Source organism: Chlamydia sp. 04-14 (assembly GCF_036632095.1).
GTDB lineage: Bacteria > Chlamydiota > Chlamydiia > Chlamydiales > Chlamydiaceae > Chlamydia.
The window spans coordinates 68292-89746 of the sequence record NZ_JAPYKW010000001.1; the positions used below are offsets into that span (position 1 = coordinate 68292).

A 21455-nucleotide genomic window follows, 5' to 3' on the forward strand; every position below is an offset into this window, starting at 1 on the left:
ATTACTCCTGGGATATTGTAAGATAACCATCAGTTTCACTTGCCCATGCCGCTAAAGAATGTAGACATACTCTAGGAGCCCAATCGTGCTTCAGAATTGCTTGCGCAAATCCAGGGCCAGAAATATCGTATTTTTCCTTATCAAAATGCTTAGTTACCCGAGAACGATCTAAATGGATAAAAGGTTGGCTACTTACAAATAAAATGCGCTCAGAACCATCTCCATGATACGCACGAAGAATTTTTAATGTATCATGACGCGTTCCATACTTTTGACCCTCTGCAGGTTCAGCAACTAGAAATTCTACATCAACACCGCCAGAAGTATCTCTCCACGCAGTAGGAACTACCATCTGCATCCAAACAAACCTAGCGATTTCGTCTTCCGAAGAAGGAAGTTTGTGCTCTCCAGGATTCCAATTTTCTTCTATAGGAAATGGATTATGACGGTTGTCATAAAATTGATCAGGGTTTTCAACCTTGGCATAACGCTCTCTTCTTCCTGATAGGAAAATAATCTTTTTAAAACGTACACCACGATTCCATTCACGAATGAGGAAATCTAAACGCTGACGAATGGTCGCAAGTGTACCACCAAAGACTACAGCGCTTCCATAAGTAGCTGCATAAGCAGGAACTACCTGCGTCATTCTCAATAAAGAAAGATCATTATAAAAAGCATGATCGTCCTTTATTGGCAAAGAATCAAAATCAGCAGCCATACGCTGCTCCCGAGTTAATAATAAAGGCTTTGTTACCTCTACTAATTCCTCAGGGGTCTCTACCTCAGGCAAATCACAAAGTTCTAGAAGATGACTTACAATAGGAAGATACTTTTTAGGAGAACAGGAAGTATTTCTATCTGCAAAGGGACAACAGCCCGTAATTAGCAGAAACATCATCCCCAAACACACTGGTAATGAGCGTTTTCTTTTGATATTCATAAATAAAGGTGTCCTAAACAATCCGTAGTAACAAGAGTGAACATACTAGAGCATTTTAAAAAAGACAACACTCAAACGGACAGTAAGAAGCTTTCTTTACTTATATAATCTTAAGAATCATCCTCAGAGGCTTTCTTGTCCTTCCCATCTTGATTATCAACATCTTGAGTTTCTATAGTGTTATCTTCAGGACGACGTATCGTATCCTCATCAGATAAATCTCCCCTTCCAGAAACCGAAGTTCTTACCGAAGCTGTATTTTGACGTTCCGAAGTAGTTCCTGATGTAGAGGCAAAAGGATTTTCAAATCTAGGATTTTTCTCATTCTTATCTGCAGAAGGAAACTGCAGTTTGCTACGAATCTTTTTCACTATCCAGAATAAGAAAAATAGCATTTTGTCATACAGAGTGTGAAACATCTGTACTAAGGTATTCCATAATGTCTTTAACTTATTGACAAAAGCTTGACAGCAAGAAACTGTTGCTGCTGCTTCCTCCGGTGATTCTGTAGCTGATCGGATGAACTCTTCCTCTGTAGGAATATGCATCTCTTCTAAAAGAAGACGCACATTTTGAATCTCTTGAGATATTTTAGGAATAGCACCTCTAGAGTCAATTTTCCAACCTTCCTCACCTAAACGCAATCCAATGTGATTTAGGTTTGAAATAATTTCCTCATAGCGTCTTCCAAAAGCAGTCTTTAAATCCTCCATAGACATGCTCATTATCTCATGATGCGTATCCCCCAAAGCAGACACCAGACGCACTGCTGTACTTTCCAATGCATTTATACGACCGTTTAACGAGGCCACTCCACGACGCAAATCAAGAAATTGTTCTTCGAGATCACTATCTTGGATAGATTTTCTAGATGATTGTCCTGCAGCACCAAGTTTCGTCTTCTGAAAATCCTCAATCCTTCTTTTCAAGTTATCAACTAAAGTCTTAGTTTCTTCGACGCCATCAAATAAAGCATCTGAAAACAGATCAACCTTACCGAAAAGTTCTTCTTCTTTTTTATGAAGATCACTCACAATTTCTTCGGTGATACCCGCCGCTTCCGCTGATAATGGGGATAAACTAGAGGGCATCCCAACAACGATCACCGAGTTGGCTATATCTTGAATATCAGCAATTGCAGCATCTATGTTCGCCACCTCCCCAGCAGATAAAACCTCAACACTCAATCCTGTTTCAGTAACACCACCAGCTGCGCCTTCCTGATCTTGAGAAGAGCTATCTGTATTATCCACATTATCCAAATGGGCGTTTGGATCCTCTGGAATAGGATTAGGATTTTGACCAGAACTTCCACTTACTGATGACATAAGATTACCGAATAAAAAAATAAAAAAATCTTCTTTTCAACTAATTATATTTATATCTAATTGGATATTTATTTTTTAAAAACAAAAGAGGAATGTAAATAATATTAACTAAAAACAATCATTTGTAGTTAATACTAGCAATTGATCAAGAAAAGCTGCTGTGTTAAGATTTATCGATTCGTAAAGACTTCTATATTTCGATACAGAAAAAGAATATCTATTTCAGTGTCTACTAGTTAAAAATCAAAGATCTGTGATTGCTACCTTATGAAAACTTCCCAGCTTTTTTACAAAACTTCTAAAAATGCAAATAAAGAAGCCGCTGTTTTATCTTATGAGCTTCTAGAAAAAGCTGGATATATTTTCAAAACGGCAAAAGGAATCTATACCTATACTCCATTATTTTGGCGTGTAGCTCTTAAGATGATGGATATTATTCGCGAAGAGTTAAATGCCATTGGAGGTCAAGAACTTGTGCTTCCCATTCTTCATCCTGCAGAACTCTGGCAAAAGACAGGGCGTTGGGAAGCGTTCCGCTCTGAAGGCCTGCTCTATACTCTAAAGGATAGAGAGGATAAAGAACTCTGCCTTGCTCCTACTCATGAAGAAGTCGTTTCCATGTTTGTCTCTCAATGGCTATCAGGAAGAAAACAATTGCCTATCCATCTGTATCAAATCGCAACAAAATTCCGAGACGAAATCCGACCAAGATTCGGATTGATGCGCGCTAGAGAATTCCTAATGGAGGACAGCTATACATTCTCAGATTCTCCGGAACAGATGAATGAGCAATACGCCAAGCTTAGACAAGCCTATCAAAATATATTCGATAGATTGGAAATCAAATATGTTATTGTAGAGGCGGATGGAGGAAAGATTGGCAAGGGGAAATCCGAGGAATTCCATGTTCTCTGTTCCCTAGGAGAAGATACTATTTGTGTGAGTGGTGCTTACGGTGCGAATATTGAAGCTGCGGTTTCACAACCTCAACAATATACGTATGATAAAGAACATCTCCCTATAGAAGAAGTAATCACGCCTGATGTACGAACAATAGAAAATCTCCAGGACTTCTTCTCCCTTCCCCCTCATAAAATCATTAAAACTCTAGTGGTTAAGCTCTCATATGGAGAAAAAGACAAGTTTGCTGCTATAGGCATCCGAGGAGATCGTCAGCTCAATCTGACTAAAATACGCTCTAAACTTAATGCTGATGAGTGCATCCTAGCTTCAGATGAGGAAATTCAAAAACATCTAGGCACAGAAAAAGGCTTTATCGGTCCTTTAAACTGTCCTATCGAATTTTATGCTGATGAAACCACACGCTGTATGACAAACTTTGTCTGTGCAGGGAACACTAAAGATAAACATTACAAAAACGTAAACTGGGATCGAGATATTCCCCGACCTGAATATGCGGATTTCCTTCTTGCTGAGGCGGGAGATCTTTGCCCAGCAAATGGCAATTCTCCCTATGAAATCTTTGAAGGTGTAGAAGTTGCGCATATTTTTAATCTAGGTACACGCTATACAGAATGTTTCGAAGTAGGCTTCCAAAATGAACAGGGTGAACAACAAACCTGTTGGATGGGAACCTATGGCATTGGCATTGGCAGAACCTTAGCTGCTTGTATAGAACAACTTGCCGATGATCGTGGCATCGTCTGGCCTAAAGCGATTGCTCCTTTTGATATCGCTATTCTTTACAATGGTGGTGACTCTGCATCTCAAGAAGCTGCTGAAAAAATCTATAAAGATCTCCAAAATTATGGTTATGCTCCTCTATTAGATGATCGCAATGAAAGACTTGGATTTAAATTAAAGGATAGCGATCTTATTGGAATTCCGTACAAGCTTATTCTAGGCAAAACTTTCCAAAGCTCTGGGATACTTGAAATAGAATCTCGATCCAAAGAAAAGTTTTCCGTAGAACCAAAAGATTTTTTCAACTGGTGTGAGAATTATTTTCCAAAACCCCGTGGTTTCTCCCCCATTTCCTAGAGATAGATTAGCATTCTTTGGAATCGAGTGCTAAATAACCTTGACCTCAGGAGACCGTTTTCCTATAATAGTCACCAGCGAATAGATTACTTATATTGGAAAACTGACATGTCCAGGTCGTGGATCTCAAAACGAGAGTCTAAGGTTCTTTACATACTCTTAACAACAACAGAACTGTATTTAAAAACAGGTCAGCCTGTTGGGTCAAAAACTCTGAAGGAATATGAATCTTCCAATCTAAGTACGGCAACTATTCGTAATTATTTTTCGGAGTTAGAGGCAGAAGGATTTCTAAAAAAGAATCACATCTCCGGGGGTAGGATCCCCACGGATCTAGCTTTTCGTTATTATGTGGACCACTGCGCAGACTTTTCTCAGGAAGAATTACCCGAATCTACAATAAATCTGTTAAATCAATTGCCCGAAGAAAGCCAAAATATCGTCAAAGATTTACAAAAGGCATCAGAACTCTTAGGAGAAGCGCTACAACTGCCTACATGTTTTTCCTCTCCGCGATTTGAAAATGACTCCGTAACTAATATCCAACTTTCTTTGGTGGATGAACAACGCGCTGTTGTCATTCTATCCACAGAATTCGGTCAGGTATTTACAGACACCCTATGGCTATCAGAAACATCAAATCCAGCTTCTTTAAAACGTATCGAAACCTTTCTTCAAAGTTATGTCCGTAAGCAATCCCCAACCGAGATTCTTTCACAAAAAGAAGAAGATCTAGGGATGACTCTATATAACGAAGTCGTAGTACGTTATCTCACCCGTTATTGTAATTTCAGTGAGGAAGATTTATATCAAACAGGATTATCAAAACTCTTAAGATATGAGTCTTTTAAAGATCCCGATATGCTAGCTCTAGGATTATCATTTTTTGAAAACCGACGCCATATGTGTAAACTTTTAGATATTGGTATGCACAGAGACCGACCCACAGCATTTATAGGTAATGAGCTTTCTGATATTTTTGGAACTCCAAACCCACAATGTGCTGTTATTACGACTCCTTACTATATGAATCGCACTCCATTAGGAGCCTTTGGTGTGCTAGGCCCTATCAATCTTCCCTATAAGGAGATTTATAGAACCCTTACACTATTTGCAGAGAAAATCAAAGCAAGCCTGACACAAAGTTTCTATAAGTTTAAATTATCTTTCAGAAGACCTTGTCCTTCCGATCCTAAACTCTCCAAAGAACCTACATTACTGGCAAGATACTCTTCTATAAAACTCTTACCCCCTAAGGAGACGTCATGACAGATTCCTCTAACGAACATGAAGCAGAAAATTCTTCAGTTCCTACTCCCGATAATGAGATTCAGGATCTCCAACAAGAAATAGCCACGTTAAAAGCGGAGCTAAAAGAAAAAAATGATAAATACTTAATGGTCCTTGCGGAATCAGAAAATGCCCGCAAGCGCATGCAAAAAGAACGCCAAGAAATGATGCAATATGCAGTGGAAAATGCTCTCATAGACTTTTTAGTCCCTATAGAAAGCATGGAAAAAGCTTTAGGATTCGCATCACAAATGTCAGATGAAGTGAAAAATTGGGCTTTAGGATTCAATATGATCCTACAACAGTTTAAACAAGTTTTTGAAGAGAAGGGTATCATTGAATACTCCTCAGTAGGACAAAAATTTAATCCATTTTTACATGAAGCAATGGAAACAGAAGAAACTACAAAAGTCCCCGAAGGTACTATCGTGGAAGAATTTTCTAAAGGCTATAAAATCGGAGATCGCCCCATACGTGTTGCGAAAGTCAAAGTAGCGAAGGCACCCGCACCTCAAGGAAAAGAAGAAGTAGAAAAATAAAATAAACCCCCTAGAGATTAGGTAAGAATCATGAGCGAACAAAAAAAATCTAGTAAAATTATAGGGATAGACTTAGGAACGACCAACTCCTGCGTATCTGTAATGGAAGGCGGACAAGCTAAAGTCATTACCTCTTCAGAAGGAACACGCACAACACCTTCTATCGTAGCATTCAAAGGGAACGAAACTTTAGTAGGAATTCCTGCAAAAAGACAGGCTGTCACAAATCCTGAAAAAACATTAGCCTCTACAAAACGTTTCATCGGAAGAAAACATTCTGAAGTAGAATCTGAAATTAAAACAGTACCATATAAGGTAGCTTCAGGATCTAATGGTGATGTCGTCTTCCTAGTAGATGGAAAACAATACACACCTGAAGAAATTGGCGCTCAAGTTCTTATAAAGATGAAAGAGACTGCTGAAGCATATCTTGGAGAACCCGTTACAGAAGCTGTGATTACTGTTCCAGCCTATTTCAACGATTCTCAAAGAGCTTCTACAAAAGATGCTGGACGTATCGCAGGCTTAGATGTCAAACGTATTATTCCTGAACCAACAGCTGCAGCTCTTGCTTATGGAATTGATAAAGCTGGTGATAAGAAAATCGCTGTCTTTGACCTTGGAGGAGGAACTTTCGATATCTCCATCTTAGAGATTGGCGATGGCGTATTTGAAGTGCTTTCCACAAATGGGGACACCCATTTAGGAGGTGATGACTTCGATGAAGTTATTATTAAATGGATGATCGAAGAATTCCAAAAACAAGAAGGTATTGATCTTAGTAAAGATAATATGGCTCTTCAAAGGCTAAAAGATGCTGCTGAAAAAGCAAAAATCGAACTTTCAGGAATGTCTTCCACAGAGATTAATCAGCCGTTTATCACTATGGACGCTAGTGGACCTAAACACTTAACTCTAACATTAACACGTGCTCATTTTGAAAAGTTAGCTTCTAGTTTAATTGAACGCACAAAAGCTCCATGTCAAAAAGCTTTAGCAGATGCGAAACTCTCTGCTAGTGATATTGATGATGTATTGCTCGTTGGGGGCATGTCAAGAATGCCTGCAGTTCAGGAAGTAGTAAAATCCATCTTCGGTAAAGAACCAAATAAAGGTGTAAACCCTGATGAAGTTGTTGCTATCGGAGCAGCTATTCAAGGGGGTGTTCTTGGTGGTGAAGTAAAAGATGTCCTACTTCTCGACGTGATTCCTCTTTCTTTAGGTATCGAAACTCTGGGAGGCGTGATGACTCCTCTCGTAGAGAGAAACACTACGATCCCTACACAAAAAAAACAAATTTTCTCAACAGCTGCAGATAACCAACCTGCAGTAACTATTGTTGTCTTACAAGGGGAACGCCCTATGGCAAAAGACAATAAAGAAATCGGAAGATTTGACCTTACAGATATTCCTCCAGCACCTCGAGGACACCCTCAAATCGAAGTTGCTTTCGATATCGATGCTAATGGAATTCTTCATGTATCTGCAAAAGATGCTGCTAGCGGTCGTGAGCAAAAAATCCGTATCGAAGCAAGTTCTGGATTAAAAGAAGATGAAATCCAAAGAATGATCAATGATGCTGAGAAAAATAAAGAAGAAGATAAAAAACGCCGCGAAGCTTCCGATGTAAGAAATGAAGCTGATAGTATGATCTTCAGAGCTGAAAAAGCCATCAGTGATTATAAAGAAAATATCCCTGAATCTTTAGTCAAAGAAATTGAAGAACGTATAGAAAAAGTACGTACAACTCTTAAAGAAGATGCTCCTGTTGAGAAAATCAAAGAAGCTTCCGAAGAACTCAGCCGTCATATGCAAAAGATTGGAGAAGCTATGCAATCACAATCTGCATCTGCTGCTGCGTCTTCAGCTGCTAACGCTCAAGGCGGTCCCAATATCAATACAGAAGATTTGAAAAAACATAGCTTCAGTACAAAACCACCTTCAGGAAACTCTGCTTCCTCAAGTTCAAATAATGATAACATTGAAGATGCGGATGTTGAAATCGTAGATAAACCTAACGATTAATATCCTAAAAATCTTATCGTTTATTCCCTATTTCTCTGCAGAGGGATAGGGAATTTTCTTTTTAACCCTATCCATAAAAATATCTTTGCATTAAAAACATCCAACAAAGGCTAGGTAAACCCATGAAAATTATAATTTCAGACATGGAGCAAAGTTGGTGAAAAAAATAAGAAAAAGAAGACCTAAAGGCTTTAGAAGAAGCTCTAAGCAAATCTTAATTTCCGGTGTCCTATTTGTTCATGCCAAGAAAGGTTTTGGATTTGTTACTCCTGACCATCCTGAAGAATACCCCTTTGATATTTTTATTCCTGCAAGAGACCTAAAAGGTGCTTTAGACGGAGATCATGTAGTTGTCTCTCTTTTCCTAAATTCTAAAGAAGGAGAAAAAAGAAAAGGAGTAATTCACCAAGTTGTATCTAGAGGAAAAACGGTTCTCGTAGGAACTATAACTTCGGTAATCGATGCAACAACCGCTCTCGTTTGTGTTAACGCGTTAGGGCCAGATATTCCTGTAAAAGCGAAACTTCTCCCCAAACGCTCCTATAAACTTGGAGATCGTTTATTACTAAGCACCCCCGCATGGAAGGAAAAACCCGAATCTAAAGAACCTCCTCCATTGGAAATGCTCGAATTTATTGGAAATATCTCCAATGCCAAATCGGATTTTCCCTGTATAAAAGCAGAATATGCTATTGAAGAAGATTTCCCAGAAGCTGTTATTGAAGAAACCAGCCATTTCTCACAAAAGCATATTAGTCAAGCCCTACGATCACGCAAAGACCTTCGCGATCTCCTGTGCTTTACTATAGATTCAATAACTGCAAAAGATTTCGACGATGCTGTATCGCTAACTTATGACAACAACGACAATTATATTCTTGGTGTTCATATTGCAGATGTCTCTCACTACGTGACACCACATTCTGCTTTAGATCAAGAAGCAAGTAAAAGATGCAACTCTATTTACTTTCCTGGGAAAGTGATCCCGATGTTGCCTTCAGCACTTTCTGATAACCTTTGCAGCTTAAAACCCAATGTGGATAGGCTTGCAGTGTCTGTATTTATGACTTTTACCAAGGAAGGACATTTATCTGATTACGAAGTATTTCGTAGCGTGATTCGGAGTAAATACCGTATGACCTACGATGAAGTAGATGAGATTGTAGAAAACAAACAACCCCATCCTATATCAAAAACTCTCCTCGCTATGGCAGAGTTAAGCGAGAAATTCGCGGATATTCGAGAAAAACGTGGTTGCATCCGACTCGTTCTACCTTCATTTACTATGTCGTTAGATAATCTTCAAGAACCTGTAGCTCTTATAGAAACACGACAAACTCTATCACATAAACTCATCGAAGAGTTTATGCTTAAAGCTAACGAAGTGATTGCTTATCATATTTCCCATCAAGGGGTCACTCTACCATTTAGAATTCATGAATCTCCAAATGATGAAAGTCTACTCTCATTCCAAGAGATGGCAAAAGCTATGGGTTTTGATATTATCATGACTCCAGCTCAAGAACCTGATTACCAATATTTACTACAAGAAAGCTCTGCAGGGCATCCTTTAGAATCGATTCTACATTCACAGTTTGTACGGAGTATGAAAACAGCCTCATATTCAACAGAAAATAAGGGGCATTACGGATTAAAACTCGATTTCTATACACATTTTACAAGTCCTATCCGTCGCTACATTGATCTTGTTGTTCATAGACTTCTATTTCATCCCATGTCGATAGAAGAAACTCGTTTAGAACACATCGTGAGAGCCTGCTCAACACAAGAACGCATAGCTGCGAAAGCCGAATTTGCTTTCGAAAATCTTAAGAAGACCCGTTTCTTAGATAAGTTCTTAAAAGAACAACCTGAAACAATTTATAAAGGCTTTATCATTACAACAAATCCCGAAGGAATTTCCTTCACGGTTCCAGAGTTTTGCCAAGAAGGTTGTATTCCAGCAGCGCAATTGCCCAAAGAATATTCCTTGAAAAAGAAAACTTCTCCCGATGATCTTCCAAGCAAAATGCGTCCTGGAGCAATAATAGAGGTAAAACTTGCTGAAGTGAACCTTCTGAATCAGGCAATTACCTGGTCTTTGGTAACCAAAACACCAAAAACTGCTAGTAAAAAACAATCTAACCCGGAAAAGAAACCTAGAACTAGAAGAAAAAGGAAAACAGAATAATGCTTCCTGAAAGTTTTTTTCTAAACGATGACGTTCTTCATTTAGCAAAAGAGTTATTAGGACATATTCTTATCACAAAACTCTCCGGAAAAACAACTTCAGGATTTATCGTAGAAACAGAAGCGTATCGTGGACCAGATGATAAAGCTTGCCATGCCTACAACTATAGAAAAACAAAAAGAAATAGTCCTATGTATAGCCGTGGAGGTATTGCTTATATCTATCGCTGCTACGGCATGCATTCTTTGTTCAATGTAGTAACCGGGGATAAAAATCTTCCTCACGCAGTATTGATTCGAGCTATTCTTCCTCACGAGGGAGAAGATATTATGATCGAAAGACGCGGCTGGCAAAATAAATCCAAACACTTGCTTACCAATGGACCAGGAAAAGTTTGTCAAGCACTCAATCTTACCCTTGAACATAATACCCTTTCTCTTACCTCACCAAATCTTCATATAAGCAAAGAAAAAATTTCAGGAATAATTACACAAACACCTCGCATAGGTATTGATTATGCCGAAGAGTACCGTGACCTTCCGTGGAGATTTTTATTAAATATAAAAAATTAAGAAAAATTTAGAGAAAAAAGCATTGAAAATTGCTAAAAAAAATTAAACATAAAGAATATAAGTATTCTAACCTCTGATATGGCAAGGAAAATCTAATAAAATATTATGGAGTCATATCGTAAACTCTGTTCTTATGTTAGTTCAATTAAAACTAGAAATCCTCTAACTCAAAAATAGTGATTTATGAAAAAACACTTTATTACAGGCCTGATTATCCTTCTCCCCCTAGCAATTACTCTTGCTATTGTCGGAATGATAATGAATTTTCTTACTCAGCCGTTTGTTGGCCTGGTTTCAGGATTTTTCGAACGTATCAGCTTTTATTCCAAACACAAAGCTCTACTGAAATTTGTCTTGCAGATCATCCTCTTGTTTGGATTATTCTTCGCTACAGTCCTTCTAGGATTTCTTGCACGTTTAATGATCTTCAAATCTCTGCTATCTATTTACGACAAAGTTCTTCACAGAATCCCTATTATAAAAACTGTTTATAAGGCTGCTCAACAAGTCATGACAACAATCTTCGGATCCCAATCCGGATCATTCAAACAAGTTGTTATGGTTCCTTTCCCCAATGCACAAACACGTTGTATCGGTCTCGTTGCAGGGGATGCACCAAATATCTGCTCTGATGATCCCGAAGATCCTATGATTACAGTATTTATTCCTACAACACCTAACCCCACTTCAGGTTTTCTCACTCTTTTTAAAAAATCTGATATTACTTTCTTGGATATGAAAATTGAGGATGCTTTCAAGTATATTATTTCTTGTGGCGTGCTCACTTCGGGATCAAATACCTCATGTTCCCCAATTACTGAAGCTTTAGGGCAAAATCCTCAGTGATAAATGGGTCATTCTATTGAAAAAAAACGTTCCTTTGATTATCCTTTTCCTTAATTATAAGTCTCCGATCTTTCTCTCGATCACTTTGGAGAATTAAAAAGTTAAATATCGAGTTATCTTATGACACGCATGAGTAAACAAGCTCGTCGAAGAGCAGTGAGTCCAAAAAAGCGTAAACCTATTTACGCAATTACTCATCCAAAACCCGCTCCAAGAATCGCTTACAAAGCACATAAAAATGCTGTAAGCAGTGAAAGTATTTTTATTCCGCAAATTAGTTAGTTACTAGAGTACCAGTTATGTCACGACATCGTAGTTACGGTAAATCCATTAAAGGGGAAACTAAAAGAAACGTACTTAAACGTTTTGAACGGATAGACGTTTTGCGTAAACTAGGCCGTTGGAATGATGCTACAGCAAAAAAAGCTACAGGCCTTCCTAAAACTCCTGTAATGAAATAAAAAATCTACGCTGATTTATCTTGAAAGAAGTTCCTATAGAAGTTTGTATTTCCAACAAGCAAAGCGATGTTTCCATTCGGATACAATCAGCGAAAAAGTTAGTCCTTTGTTGCTTACAACATTGGAAAATTCAGACGGATCAAGTATATATTTATTTCTTGGAAGATGAAGCCTTGGCACAACTTCATGATGAAATATTCTCTGATCCTTCACTAACGGACACTATCACTCTACCTATAGATTCTCCAGGAACTGCTTCTCAACCTCATATTCTTGGGGAAGCCTTCATTAGTCCGAAAGCTGCTATACGATTTTTGAAAGATCGCGCTGAAGATTCTGATCTTCTATATGAAGAGATTTCTCGTTATGTTGTTCATTCTCTCCTTCACATGCTTGGATATGATGACCTGACTCCTGAAGAAAGAAAAAAAATGAGAGGTAAAGAAAATCAAACGCTATGTATGTTAAGAGAAAAAGACGCGCTTTTATCAGATTAAAATGCTTGATTTCCTATTAGCAATTTCTATCCTCACTCTCCTGTTTGCGACGGCACTCACACAAAAATCTGTTAAAACACAAGATGAAAATGATAAACAACACCGACAACATTGTCAGTCAAATACCCCTATTCTTTTAGCCTCTGTATTACTCAGTTTATATGGAATTTTGGGAATCACTATTTACTCTAAATATACATTCTCAACCAAAAGCTTATCTCTTACCTTTTGGGTAATTTATATTCTTGCAGCCCCATTGGCTTACGGTTTCCTTCCTTATTGCATAAAACTCCATAGAGGAATTGGCTCCTCACTGTGTTTCATCTCTTCTCTATTTCAAGCATTTTTTCTCCCCTTCCAACGCTCCATCAATAACATTGATGACGATCCTAAAATTCATAGTTCAGAAATGGAGAATCAACTGTCTGAAGCTGTATCATCTTTTGATAAATTGATCGTTCGAGAAATTATGATTCCTAAAGTAGATATCTTTGCTATTCAAGAAGATACGCCTATCCGCAATGCATTTCCAGCTATCGTAGAAGAAGGCTATAGCCGGATTCCTCTATATAAGAAAAATATCGATAATATTACTGGCGTACTTCTGGTAAAAGATTTGTTGGCCATGTATCCTAAATCTATAGACTCCTCTCAACCTGTATCTTCAGTAGCTAAGCCTCCATTGTATGCTCCGGAAATTAAAAAAGCTTCTTCACTACTTCAGGAATTCCGTCAGAAACATCGTCACCTAGCAATCATAGTAAATGAATATGGTGTTACCGAAGGAATTGTCAGTATGGAAGATATCATTGAAGAAATCTTCGGTGAAATTGCTGACGAGTATGACGTTCAAGAAGATATTCCTTATAAAAAAGTTGGAAACTCTTGGATCGTAGATGGACGTATGAATATCTCTGATGCTGAGGAATATTTTAATCTAAAAATCCATCATGAGAACAGCTATGATACCTTAGGAGGACATGTATTTCATAAAGTGGGTGCTGTCCCACAAAAAGGTATGAAAATTCATCATGAAAACTTCGATATCGAAATTATCACTTGCTCAGAACGTAGTGTAGGCAAACTCAAAATCACCCCAAGAAAAAAGAAGATATCTCTTCCATAACTCCCTACAATATACAGAGAAATAAAAGAATAGAAAAATCTCTTTGCAAAAAACCTAAAGATTTACGAGAGTTAGGTCTTGAGAAATCACCATAGGTTTGGGAGCATCATTGATAATGAATAACATCCAAAAAGAAGAGCACGGAACCACTGCTGTCTTACATCTCCAAGGAAAACTTGACGGGATCTCTTCTCCGGAAGTACAAGAAAATATCTCACAATCCCTATCTTCAGGAATCAAAAATATCGTTCTTGATTGCACGAATTTAGACTATATGTCTAGTGCTGGCATTCGTGTTCTTTTACAAAGCTACCACCAAGTAGGAAAACATTCCGGAAAAATTGTTCTTACCTGTGTCCCTAAAACAATAGAGCAAACTCTATACGTTACCGGATTCCTCTCATATTTTAAAATGTTCAATAGCGTACAAGAAGCATTACAAGCATTAAGCAAAGACGAAGATTGAGAAAAACCTTTTTCTCGTATATGATAATGCCTTCAGTTGATTCCAACCCGCTATGTTACTATGCGCAGATCTGTTTGTTATGTTAATCCTTCCGTAGCTAGAGCTGGGCAAATATCCACGTGGAAATTTCTTTACTCTCTAGTTGACTATCTCCCTGAAGGAACAAAACTTAAATTTGACCTAGGGTGTCAAGGAAGACCAATAGATTGGGAAACTCCCTCTATTGATCTAAAACAATCTCGCAATACTATCTATTTAGAAACACCTAAAGGGGATATTCTTACTGCTGTAATGATCCCCATCCCCAATAGCCCTGTTCATCAATACGAATTTACCCTCCCCTATGAATTAGAAGCTGGTGAGACTCTTACCATTGTTCTCGGGCCTTCTCCAGAACATCCACAAACAGATGAAGCAGGAAACGGTGCTCAGCTATTTACTCAACGTAGAAAACCTTTCTATCTTTATGTAGATACCGAAGGCAAAGGAAACTATGATGAGCCCGATATCTTTACCATGGATATTCGAGGTAATGTTCTTAAACATATCCAGATTTTTACACCTTCCTATGTTGTAAAGAATAAACGTTTCGATATCACTGTGCGATTTGAAGACGAGTTCAATAACCTTACGAACTTCTCACCAGAAAATACACGTATTGAACTCTCCTATGAGCATCTAAGAGAAAACCTTAATTGGCAATTATTTATTCCTGAAACTGGATTCGTTATTCTACCTAATCTCTACTTCAACGAACCTGGAATCTATAGAATTCAATTAAAAAATCTTTTAACGAACGAAATCTTCATTTCCGCACCTATAAAATGTTTTCCAGATGCAGCTCCAAATCTTATGTGGGGCTTACTACACGGAGAATCAGAACGTGTAGATTCTGAAGAGAATATAGAGGCATGTTTACGACATTTTAGGGATGATTGTGCTTTAAACTTTTATGCCTCATCATCTTTCGATAATCAGGAAGGTTTAACGCCTGATCTTTGGAAAATGATCAACCAAACTATAGGAGATTTTAATGAAGAAGATCGTTTTATCTCCTTATCCGGTATACAATATTTTGGAGAACCTGGAGAAGAAGGTCTTCGCCAAATTCTCTATATAAAAGAAAATAAATCTTGTTCGAAACATAAAGACTGTAAGATTGCTTCTTTATCAAAACTCTATAAAAGCGCTTCAGCTCACGAGGTCATTTCGATACCGTGTTTCACAGCATCAAAACGTTATGGTTTTAACTTCAATAATTTCCATCCAGAATTTGAACGCGTTGCGGAAATTTATAATTCCTGGGGATGTTCAGAACGAACAGAAAAAGAAGGAAATATTTTCCCCATTAAAGGATCAGATTCTGAAGTTGAATCAGGGACATTAATAGAAGCATTAAAACGTAATCTACGTTTTGGTTTTGTTGCAGGTGGTCTCGATGATCGGGGTATCTATAGCAAATTTTTCGATGCTAACCAACAACAATACACTCCAGGGCTCACTGCCATTGTATGTAATAAATACAATCGAGAATCTCTTGTAGAAGCTTTATATCAGCGTCACTGCTATGCAACTACAGGACCAAGAATTATTGTTAGCTTTAACATTACCTCGGCTCCTATGGGTTCTGAGTTGTCAACAACTACAAAACCCGGCCTTGCTGTAAATCGTCATATCTCAGGATATGTTGCAGGAACAGCTCAACTAAAAACTGTTGAGATTATCCGTAACGGGAAAGTGATAAAAACGTTCTATCCTGATAGTAACAATCTAGATTACGAATATGATGATATGGAACCTCTATCTAAAGTAACTCTTAAAGATCCTAAAGGAAAAATTCCTTTTGTGTTCTACTATCTCCGAGTAACTCAAATAGATCAATCTATGGCATGGAGTTCTCCTATCTGGGTGGATCTTCATTAATACTACCGATTGAAGGCTGATCGCTTTATGATGACTTTTTTTCTTCTTATTTGCTGTGCCACAGCACTACTGGGAGTGGGTATTGTCATTTTACTTATAGGCTCTTATCTCTTAGGTAGACCTCTATCTAAAGGATGTGGAAAATCGGACTGTTGCCATAAAAAAGCATGCGATAAACAAACTCGATCTGATTCTACAACTAAGGCGCCACCTTATGACGACGACACCCATCCCCCGCATTCTGCCTAAGAACTCTTGGTTGAAGCATCTATTCGATAATTATATAGAAGGAACACGTCTTTCTACAGAAGATGCCTTACGCTTGCTTCTCCTCGAAGATGAAGATGACCAGCGTGCCTTATGGGCATTTGCAAATATGGTACGTCAAAAATATGTTGGAGATGTCGTTTACTACTCCTCAACGTTCTATTTATATCCTACAAATTTCTGTGAATTCAACTGTACTTTCTGCGCTTTTTATGCAAAACCAGGAGATCCTAAAGGCTGGTTTTATACACCAAATCAGCTAATAGCAAAAATCCGCGCCCTAGATGTTCCCATTACAGAAACACATATCGTTTCTGGATGCTTCCCAGATTGTAATTTAGACTATTATACTGAACTATTCAGCAAGATTAAGGAAAACTTCCCCCATATCCATATCAAAGCACTAACAGGTATCGAATATGCCTATCTCGCCAATCTACATAACATTCCCGTTGTAGAGGTTTTAAAAATCCTTAAGAATGCTGGATTGGATTCTATTCCTGGAGGGGGATTCGATATTCTTGTTGATGAAATACGGCAAATACTAGCTCCAGGACGTTTATCCTCTCAAGATTTCTTAGAAATTCATAAAGAGGCGCATAATCTCGGAATACCTAGTAACAGTACTATGTTATGTTACCATAGAGAACGTCCTGAAGATATTGTCACACACATGAATAAATTGCGAAGCCTTCAAGACGATACTTTAGGATTTAAGAACTTTGTATTGTTAAAGTTTGCAACAGAAAATAATCCTTTAGGGAAAAGATTACGAAAATTAGGCAGTTCCCATAATATCACGCCAGCATCTATCATTGCTGTAGCAAGATTATTTTTGGATAATTTTAGAAATATAAAAGCCTTGTGGAATTACTTGGGAATCGAGCAAGCTCTACATTTGCTATCCTGTGGAGCCAATGATTTCTCGTCCACACACATCGGAGAAAAGGTTTTTCAGATGGCCTCTTCGAATCAAAATATAAAAATGGATATTGAGGGAATGGCAAGCCTCATCAAAAAACAAGGACGCATACCATGTCTGACAAATTCGAGAGACGTATAACTTTAGGTTGTGTAAGCTATATCAACGCTTTTCCTTTTTCTTTAGAACTTGCCAAATGTGAGGATATCCTTCTTCATACAGCACCTCCAGCAGATCTACTTAGGAAACTCCTTGACGGTAGTTTACAATTTGCTCTTACCTCTGCAGTAGGATTGCTAACCCATCCCTTAGGAAAGCTTCCAGGATTTGGCATAGCTGCTTATAAGAAAATTCTTAGTGTAAATCTCTATGCTGCATCGACATTTTTCACCTCAGAAAAACTCCGTATTGCAGCAACAAAAGAAAGCCGCTCTTCTGTAATGTTACTGAATATTCTTTGTCGTCATTTGTGGAACACTCCTCTCCCAGAGATTATTCAGCTCTCTTCCGAGGAAGTGATCGAGAAAGCTGAAGAGTATGATGGCTTATTATTAATTGGCGATAAAGCTCTACACCATCCTTACATCCCAGGATTTGCAACTTATGATCTTGCTCAAGGATGGTATGAACTTACCCAGTTACCTTTTGTTTTTGCTGTCGTTCTTTCTAATAACCCTCAGGGAAGCGATATTATACAAGCAGCATTAGAAAGCTCATTGAGCTATTTTGAATCTCATCCAGAAACAGCTATAGCAAAAGCTATAGAACGCACCCAGTTACCAAAAGCTCTTATTAAAGAGTATTACTCTCTCTGTCGTTATCGTCTAAGAGAAGAAGACTATGAAGGCTTAGAAAGATTCCGAGAATATCATGCAACCATCTATCAACAAGCCTAATCTTCAGGAGATGTTTGACTCTTTGGCGCCTAAATATGATAGGATCAATTCTATCCTATCTTTAGGGATGCATCATTTATGGAATCGTAAGTTTTCAAAAATGTTAGGAAGGTCAGAACGTATTTTAGATCTTTGTTCAGGTACGGGGAAAGTTGCCTATAGATATATTCGTGATTATCCAGGATCAAAAGCAACACTAGTAGATTTCTCATCGAATATGCTCTCGAAAGCAAAACAACGCTACCCTAATGCTCCTTTTACCTTTATAGAAGGAGATATTATCCAATTGCCTATCGATCAAGAATCACAGACGTTAGCAGCAATGGCCTATGGATTACGAAACCTTCCTGATTCTAAAAATGCTCTTCATGAAATCTATCGTATTTTAAAACAAGACGGATCCCTAGGAATTTTAGAGCTCACCTCACCTTCTAATAAACATCCTATGTATCTAGCACATCAGTTATACTTAAAATTTTTAGTTCCCCGGATAGGAAGGTTATGTTCTAAAAATAAACAAGCCTATCAATACTTAGCTGAAAGCATTAAGAATCTTCCTAGTGATCATTACCTAGAACAAATCTTCAAAGATACGAAATTCCAAATAAGTAAAAAAAGAAAACTTGCCTTTGGAGCAGCTACTATTTGGATATTACAAAAGATCTAAAGCCTATGAAGATTTCTTACGACCGCGCTTAGCAGGAGCCTTACTCTTAGATGCAGGCTTTTCATCATCATCACTATCGTCATCGTCTCCAAAGAAATCTCCCGTAGATAGTGAATCATAACCTAATTTTGCGGACAGCTCTTTCAATGAAGCGAATCTTTCAGAAAGATTAGCAAGATTTAATTGATCTTCAACACGGCCTGATCCACGCAGATGTGCAAGGAACTCTTCTTCTGTATCAAATTTCTCAGAAAATGTGATTGAAGATGCTGAAGTAATTTCCGGAAGGAAAAGAAAACGTCGAGCAACCGCGGGTACCTTAGTGTAAATATCACTGGATATTGTAGTCTCAGATTCTACTTTTGCTGATTGCTTCGGAGGACGGCCTCGTTTAGGACGAGGATTTAGAGCTTCGTTAGAATAATAAACTTTAGCCTTATTCACGAGCAACTGACGTGCTTGTGATAACTCTTTTGATACTTTGGTATCGAAAAGATGGATTTTAAACTGCTCTAAAATATGCTTCGTAAAGTCTAAATCTTCTTCAAAGACGAAATGAAATTTATTATTACGCAACCACTCAATAATACGTATACGAGAACGTTCTACATAAAATTGTTGCCACTTCTCTAATTCAGATTCATGATCATAGATAAATTCTAAAAATTGCTCCCGAGCATTTTTAGACTGTAAAATTTCAAGAAACTTTTCTTTTGTATCAATATCATAAATTTTTTCATTGATAAACGTCTCCATGATCTTCTTAACTTCATAGAACGTCAATTTAGGAATTAAACAATAACGTTCCGCATTTACCTCTAATTCTTCATAGATCTTATCCAAGTCTTCTTGATCTTTATCTAAATCAATATAGAGGATAAACCCCTCAACACGATCTAAATAAAAATCTCTCTCGTCATCAGACTTAGAGAAGGCATCCATAAGACGTAGGGCACGTAATAAAAGAGGATTTTGTGGTACAGGATACGTAGTCATAAATCAAGATTATAAAAGAATTGGAGTTAGAGGGCAAGAGATCTATCCTTAAGAAATAAATTCACAATATAGAATTGCGGATAGATATTCGTTCCCCCAACTATTTTTGAATCCATTTCTACTTAGATTCAATATAAAAATTTGAAAACTCTAGCGAACAATTTCTCTATTTACGGGACCTTCAAGATACACTCGATCACCATCTAAAGAAACTTTGATCAAAATCTTACTCCATGTCCGGATACGGATTTGAGTATTTGATAAATTGCAGCGTTTAGCTGCAACAAGAGCTGCTGCTGTAGCTCCAGTACCACAGGCTAAAGATTCTCTTTCTAATCCACGTTCATAAGTACGTATCTGAAATTCTCTAGAACCTATAGCCTCAATGAAGTTTACGTTAGCTCCTTGAGGTGAGAAATCCTCATGGTAACGTAGAAAACTTCCCCAAAGATCTACAGGAATACAAGATACATCATCGACAAAAACGACAAGATGAGGTACTCCAGTATTGATACTGAAAATTTCTTTAGGAAGCTGTGAAATAGTATGTGAGAGATTGTGGCTGCGATATTTCCAATCTACAAGAGTCATATCTACAACAACACGATCCCAAGAGTAAAATTTTCCAAAATAGATTCCTGAATCAGTTTCTATAGAAATGTCTTCTTTTTTCAATACTAAAGAAAGATGAGCTACAGCACAACGAAGACCGTTCCCACACATCGCAGGTCGAGAACCATCATCATTAAAAATAATTAGCCTAGCATCAGCAATTGACGAAGGAAGGACAAGCAAAAATCCGTCTACTTGTTCCTCCTTACATAAAATAGAGATTGTTGTAATCTCAGGACAAGTTTCACTAAGAATAAAGCGATTTCCTGCCCCAGAGTATAAACAAGGTTTATAAATCGTTGAATGAGAAAAGGATGCCATCTAATAAACCAAAATCCTTGGCTTCATCTGCTGTCATCCACATGTCCCTATCAATGGCCTTTTCAATGATTTCCCTAGGTTGTCCTGTGGCCTCTAAGTATACATCAACAATTCGCTTTTTTGTTTTTAAAATTTCACGAGCATGAATGTCTAAATCTGTAGCTTGTCCTGTAATTGGGCCTCCTATAGATGGCTGGTGAATCATAATACGCGAATGAGGAGTTGCAAAACGACGACCAGGAGCAGCACATAAACTTAATACGGATCCCATAGAAGCAGCTAAGCCTGTAACTACAGTAGTCACTGGAGAGGCCATCATTTTTATCTGATCCCAGACTGCAAATCCTGCATCTACAGATCCCCCAGGACTATTAATTACGAATACTATAGGCTGACCAGGATTGGTAAGTTCTAAATACCAAAGCTTTTTAATAGCATCTGCTGCGCTCTTATCTGTTACAGGTTCTGAAAAGAATACCCGACGGGCATCTAATATTTTTTTATCTATAACATCTCGTAACTTATTAACTACTTCCCCATCAGGCATAGAACAACATATCTCCTAA

Annotated in this window: 22 protein-coding genes; 17 read left to right on the plus strand and 5 right to left on the minus strand. The window is 37.9% G+C overall.

Annotated features, from left to right (window positions below):
- Position 1 precedes the first annotated feature (1 nt).
- Positions 2-943 (minus strand): hypothetical protein, encoded by a 942-nt coding sequence (locus tag O6937_RS00190; protein ID WP_213240415.1) that lies wholly within the window; start codon positions 941-943, stop codon positions 2-4.
- A 110-nt stretch (positions 944-1053) separates the two neighbouring features.
- Entirely contained in the window at positions 1054-2271 is a 1218-nt protein-coding gene (locus O6937_RS00195) for a CT392 family protein (protein WP_213240413.1), read from the minus strand.
- 267 nt (positions 2272-2538) lie between these two features.
- Here O6937_RS00195 and O6937_RS00200 point away from each other — a divergent pair, with 267 nt between their 5' ends.
- The 17 genes from O6937_RS00200 (at position 2539) to ubiE (ending at position 18960) form a co-directional block, all read left to right on the plus strand.
- Positions 2539-4272 (plus strand): proline--tRNA ligase, encoded by a 1734-nt coding sequence (locus tag O6937_RS00200; RefSeq protein ID WP_213240411.1) that lies wholly within the window; start codon positions 2539-2541, stop codon positions 4270-4272.
- A gap of 108 nt (positions 4273-4380) precedes the next feature.
- Positions 4381-5541 (plus strand): heat-inducible transcriptional repressor HrcA, encoded by a 1161-nt coding sequence (hrcA, locus tag O6937_RS00205; RefSeq protein WP_213240409.1) that lies wholly within the window; start codon positions 4381-4383, stop codon positions 5539-5541.
- A complete protein-coding gene (locus O6937_RS00210; RefSeq protein ID WP_213240407.1) occupies positions 5538-6101 on the plus strand; it encodes a nucleotide exchange factor GrpE in 564 nt (187 codons plus the stop codon). The genes hrcA and O6937_RS00210 overlap by 4 nt, the downstream gene beginning before the upstream one ends.
- Positions 6102-6131: 30 nt before the next feature.
- Complete coding sequence (gene dnaK / locus O6937_RS00215) at positions 6132-8126, plus strand: molecular chaperone DnaK (protein WP_332389742.1); 1995 nt, start codon at positions 6132-6134, stop codon at positions 8124-8126.
- 166 nt (positions 8127-8292) lie between these two features.
- Positions 8293-10317: a ribonuclease R family protein gene (locus tag O6937_RS00220; RefSeq protein ID WP_434602178.1), complete on the plus strand. Its 2025-nt coding sequence runs from the start codon at positions 8293-8295 to the stop codon at positions 10315-10317.
- Positions 10317-10889 (plus strand): DNA-3-methyladenine glycosylase, encoded by a 573-nt coding sequence (locus O6937_RS00225; protein WP_332389744.1) that lies wholly within the window; start codon positions 10317-10319, stop codon positions 10887-10889. Before O6937_RS00220 ends, O6937_RS00225 begins: the two co-directional genes overlap by 1 nt.
- A gap of 183 nt (positions 10890-11072) precedes the next feature.
- Complete coding sequence (locus O6937_RS00230; RefSeq protein ID WP_332389745.1) at positions 11073-11735, plus strand: DUF502 domain-containing protein; 663 nt, start codon at positions 11073-11075, stop codon at positions 11733-11735.
- Positions 11736-11855: 120 nt separating this feature from the next.
- The gene (locus O6937_RS00235; RefSeq protein WP_332389746.1) at positions 11856-12017 is read left to right on the plus strand and encodes a hypothetical protein; all 162 of its coding nucleotides are present in this window, start codon (positions 11856-11858) and stop codon (positions 12015-12017) included.
- A gap of 17 nt (positions 12018-12034) precedes the next feature.
- Complete coding sequence (locus O6937_RS00240) at positions 12035-12196, plus strand: small basic protein (protein ID WP_117273925.1); 162 nt, start codon at positions 12035-12037, stop codon at positions 12194-12196.
- Between the two features lie 20 nt (positions 12197-12216).
- The gene (gene ybeY, locus O6937_RS00245; RefSeq protein ID WP_332389747.1) at positions 12217-12693 is read left to right on the plus strand and encodes an rRNA maturation RNase YbeY; all 477 of its coding nucleotides are present in this window, start codon (positions 12217-12219) and stop codon (positions 12691-12693) included.
- A gap of 1 nt (position 12694) precedes the next feature.
- Positions 12695-13819: a hemolysin family protein gene (locus O6937_RS00250; protein WP_332389748.1), complete on the plus strand. Its 1125-nt coding sequence runs from the start codon at positions 12695-12697 to the stop codon at positions 13817-13819.
- 115 nt (positions 13820-13934) lie between these two features.
- Positions 13935-14285, plus strand: a complete 351-nt coding sequence (locus tag O6937_RS00255; protein WP_332389749.1) for an anti-sigma factor antagonist — start codon at positions 13935-13937, stop codon at positions 14283-14285.
- 60 nt (positions 14286-14345) lie between these two features.
- Entirely contained in the window at positions 14346-16208 is a 1863-nt protein-coding gene (locus O6937_RS00260) for a DUF3604 domain-containing protein (RefSeq protein ID WP_332389750.1), read from the plus strand.
- 27 nt (positions 16209-16235) lie between these two features.
- Positions 16236-16457, plus strand: coding sequence for a hypothetical protein (locus O6937_RS00265; protein ID WP_332389751.1), 222 nt, complete (start codon positions 16236-16238; stop codon positions 16455-16457).
- The gene (locus O6937_RS00270; RefSeq protein ID WP_332389752.1) at positions 16423-17538 is read left to right on the plus strand and encodes a CofH family radical SAM protein; all 1116 of its coding nucleotides are present in this window, start codon (positions 16423-16425) and stop codon (positions 17536-17538) included. Before O6937_RS00265 ends, O6937_RS00270 begins: the two co-directional genes overlap by 35 nt.
- Positions 17511-18293 carry a menaquinone biosynthesis protein gene (locus O6937_RS00275; protein ID WP_332389753.1) on the plus strand — a complete coding sequence of 261 codons (783 nt, stop codon included), beginning with the start codon at positions 17511-17513 and terminating at the stop codon, positions 18291-18293. The genes O6937_RS00270 and O6937_RS00275 overlap by 28 nt, the downstream gene beginning before the upstream one ends.
- The gene (gene ubiE / locus O6937_RS00280; RefSeq protein ID WP_332389754.1) at positions 18268-18960 is read left to right on the plus strand and encodes a bifunctional demethylmenaquinone methyltransferase/2-methoxy-6-polyprenyl-1,4-benzoquinol methylase UbiE; all 693 of its coding nucleotides are present in this window, start codon (positions 18268-18270) and stop codon (positions 18958-18960) included. The genes O6937_RS00275 and ubiE overlap by 26 nt, the downstream gene beginning before the upstream one ends.
- Positions 18961-18963: 3 nt before the next feature.
- Here the strand turns inward: ubiE and O6937_RS00285 are convergent, their stop codons facing one another.
- The 3 genes from O6937_RS00285 to O6937_RS00295 form a co-directional block, all read right to left on the minus strand.
- The gene (locus O6937_RS00285; protein ID WP_332389755.1) at positions 18964-19956 is read right to left on the minus strand and encodes a UPF0158 family protein; all 993 of its coding nucleotides are present in this window, start codon (positions 19954-19956) and stop codon (positions 18964-18966) included.
- A gap of 150 nt (positions 19957-20106) precedes the next feature.
- A complete protein-coding gene (dapF, locus tag O6937_RS00290; protein WP_332389756.1) occupies positions 20107-20889 on the minus strand; it encodes a bifunctional diaminopimelate epimerase/glutamate racemase in 783 nt (260 codons plus the stop codon).
- Entirely contained in the window at positions 20858-21436 is a 579-nt protein-coding gene (locus O6937_RS00295; protein ID WP_332389757.1) for an ATP-dependent Clp protease proteolytic subunit, read from the minus strand. Before O6937_RS00295 ends, dapF begins: the two co-directional genes overlap by 32 nt.
- Between the last annotated feature and the right edge of the window lie 19 nt (positions 21437-21455).

Coding starts and splice junctions, on each gene's coding strand:
- O6937_RS00250 (WP_332389748.1), top strand. CDS start 12,695: ATGCTTGATTTCCTATTAGCAATTTCTATCCTCACTCTCCTGTTTGCG.
- O6937_RS00295 (WP_332389757.1), bottom strand. CDS start 21,436: ATGCCTGATGGGGAAGTAGTTAATAAGTTACGAGATGTTATAGATAAA.
- dnaK (WP_332389742.1), top strand. CDS start 6,132: ATGAGCGAACAAAAAAAATCTAGTAAAATTATAGGGATAGACTTAGGA.
- O6937_RS00210 (WP_213240407.1), top strand. CDS start 5,538: ATGACAGATTCCTCTAACGAACATGAAGCAGAAAATTCTTCAGTTCCT.
- O6937_RS00225 (WP_332389744.1), top strand. CDS start 10,317: ATGCTTCCTGAAAGTTTTTTTCTAAACGATGACGTTCTTCATTTAGCA.
- O6937_RS00195 (WP_213240413.1), bottom strand. CDS start 2,271: ATGTCATCAGTAAGTGGAAGTTCTGGTCAAAATCCTAATCCTATTCCA.
- O6937_RS00260 (WP_332389750.1), top strand. CDS start 14,346: ATGCGCAGATCTGTTTGTTATGTTAATCCTTCCGTAGCTAGAGCTGGG.
- O6937_RS00200 (WP_213240411.1), top strand. CDS start 2,539: ATGAAAACTTCCCAGCTTTTTTACAAAACTTCTAAAAATGCAAATAAA.
- O6937_RS00240 (WP_117273925.1), top strand. CDS start 12,035: ATGTCACGACATCGTAGTTACGGTAAATCCATTAAAGGGGAAACTAAA.
- hrcA (WP_213240409.1), top strand. CDS start 4,381: ATGTCCAGGTCGTGGATCTCAAAACGAGAGTCTAAGGTTCTTTACATA.
- dapF (WP_332389756.1), bottom strand. CDS start 20,889: ATGGCATCCTTTTCTCATTCAACGATTTATAAACCTTGTTTATACTCT.
- O6937_RS00235 (WP_332389746.1), top strand. CDS start 11,856: ATGACACGCATGAGTAAACAAGCTCGTCGAAGAGCAGTGAGTCCAAAA.
- O6937_RS00285 (WP_332389755.1), bottom strand. CDS start 19,956: ATGACTACGTATCCTGTACCACAAAATCCTCTTTTATTACGTGCCCTA.
- O6937_RS00190 (WP_213240415.1), bottom strand. CDS start 943: ATGAATATCAAAAGAAAACGCTCATTACCAGTGTGTTTGGGGATGATG.
- O6937_RS00270 (WP_332389752.1), top strand. CDS start 16,423: ATGACGACGACACCCATCCCCCGCATTCTGCCTAAGAACTCTTGGTTG.
- O6937_RS00230 (WP_332389745.1), top strand. CDS start 11,073: ATGAAAAAACACTTTATTACAGGCCTGATTATCCTTCTCCCCCTAGCA.
- ubiE (WP_332389754.1), top strand. CDS start 18,268: ATGCAACCATCTATCAACAAGCCTAATCTTCAGGAGATGTTTGACTCT.
- O6937_RS00265 (WP_332389751.1), top strand. CDS start 16,236: ATGATGACTTTTTTTCTTCTTATTTGCTGTGCCACAGCACTACTGGGA.
- O6937_RS00255 (WP_332389749.1), top strand. CDS start 13,935: ATGAATAACATCCAAAAAGAAGAGCACGGAACCACTGCTGTCTTACAT.
- O6937_RS00275 (WP_332389753.1), top strand. CDS start 17,511: ATGTCTGACAAATTCGAGAGACGTATAACTTTAGGTTGTGTAAGCTAT.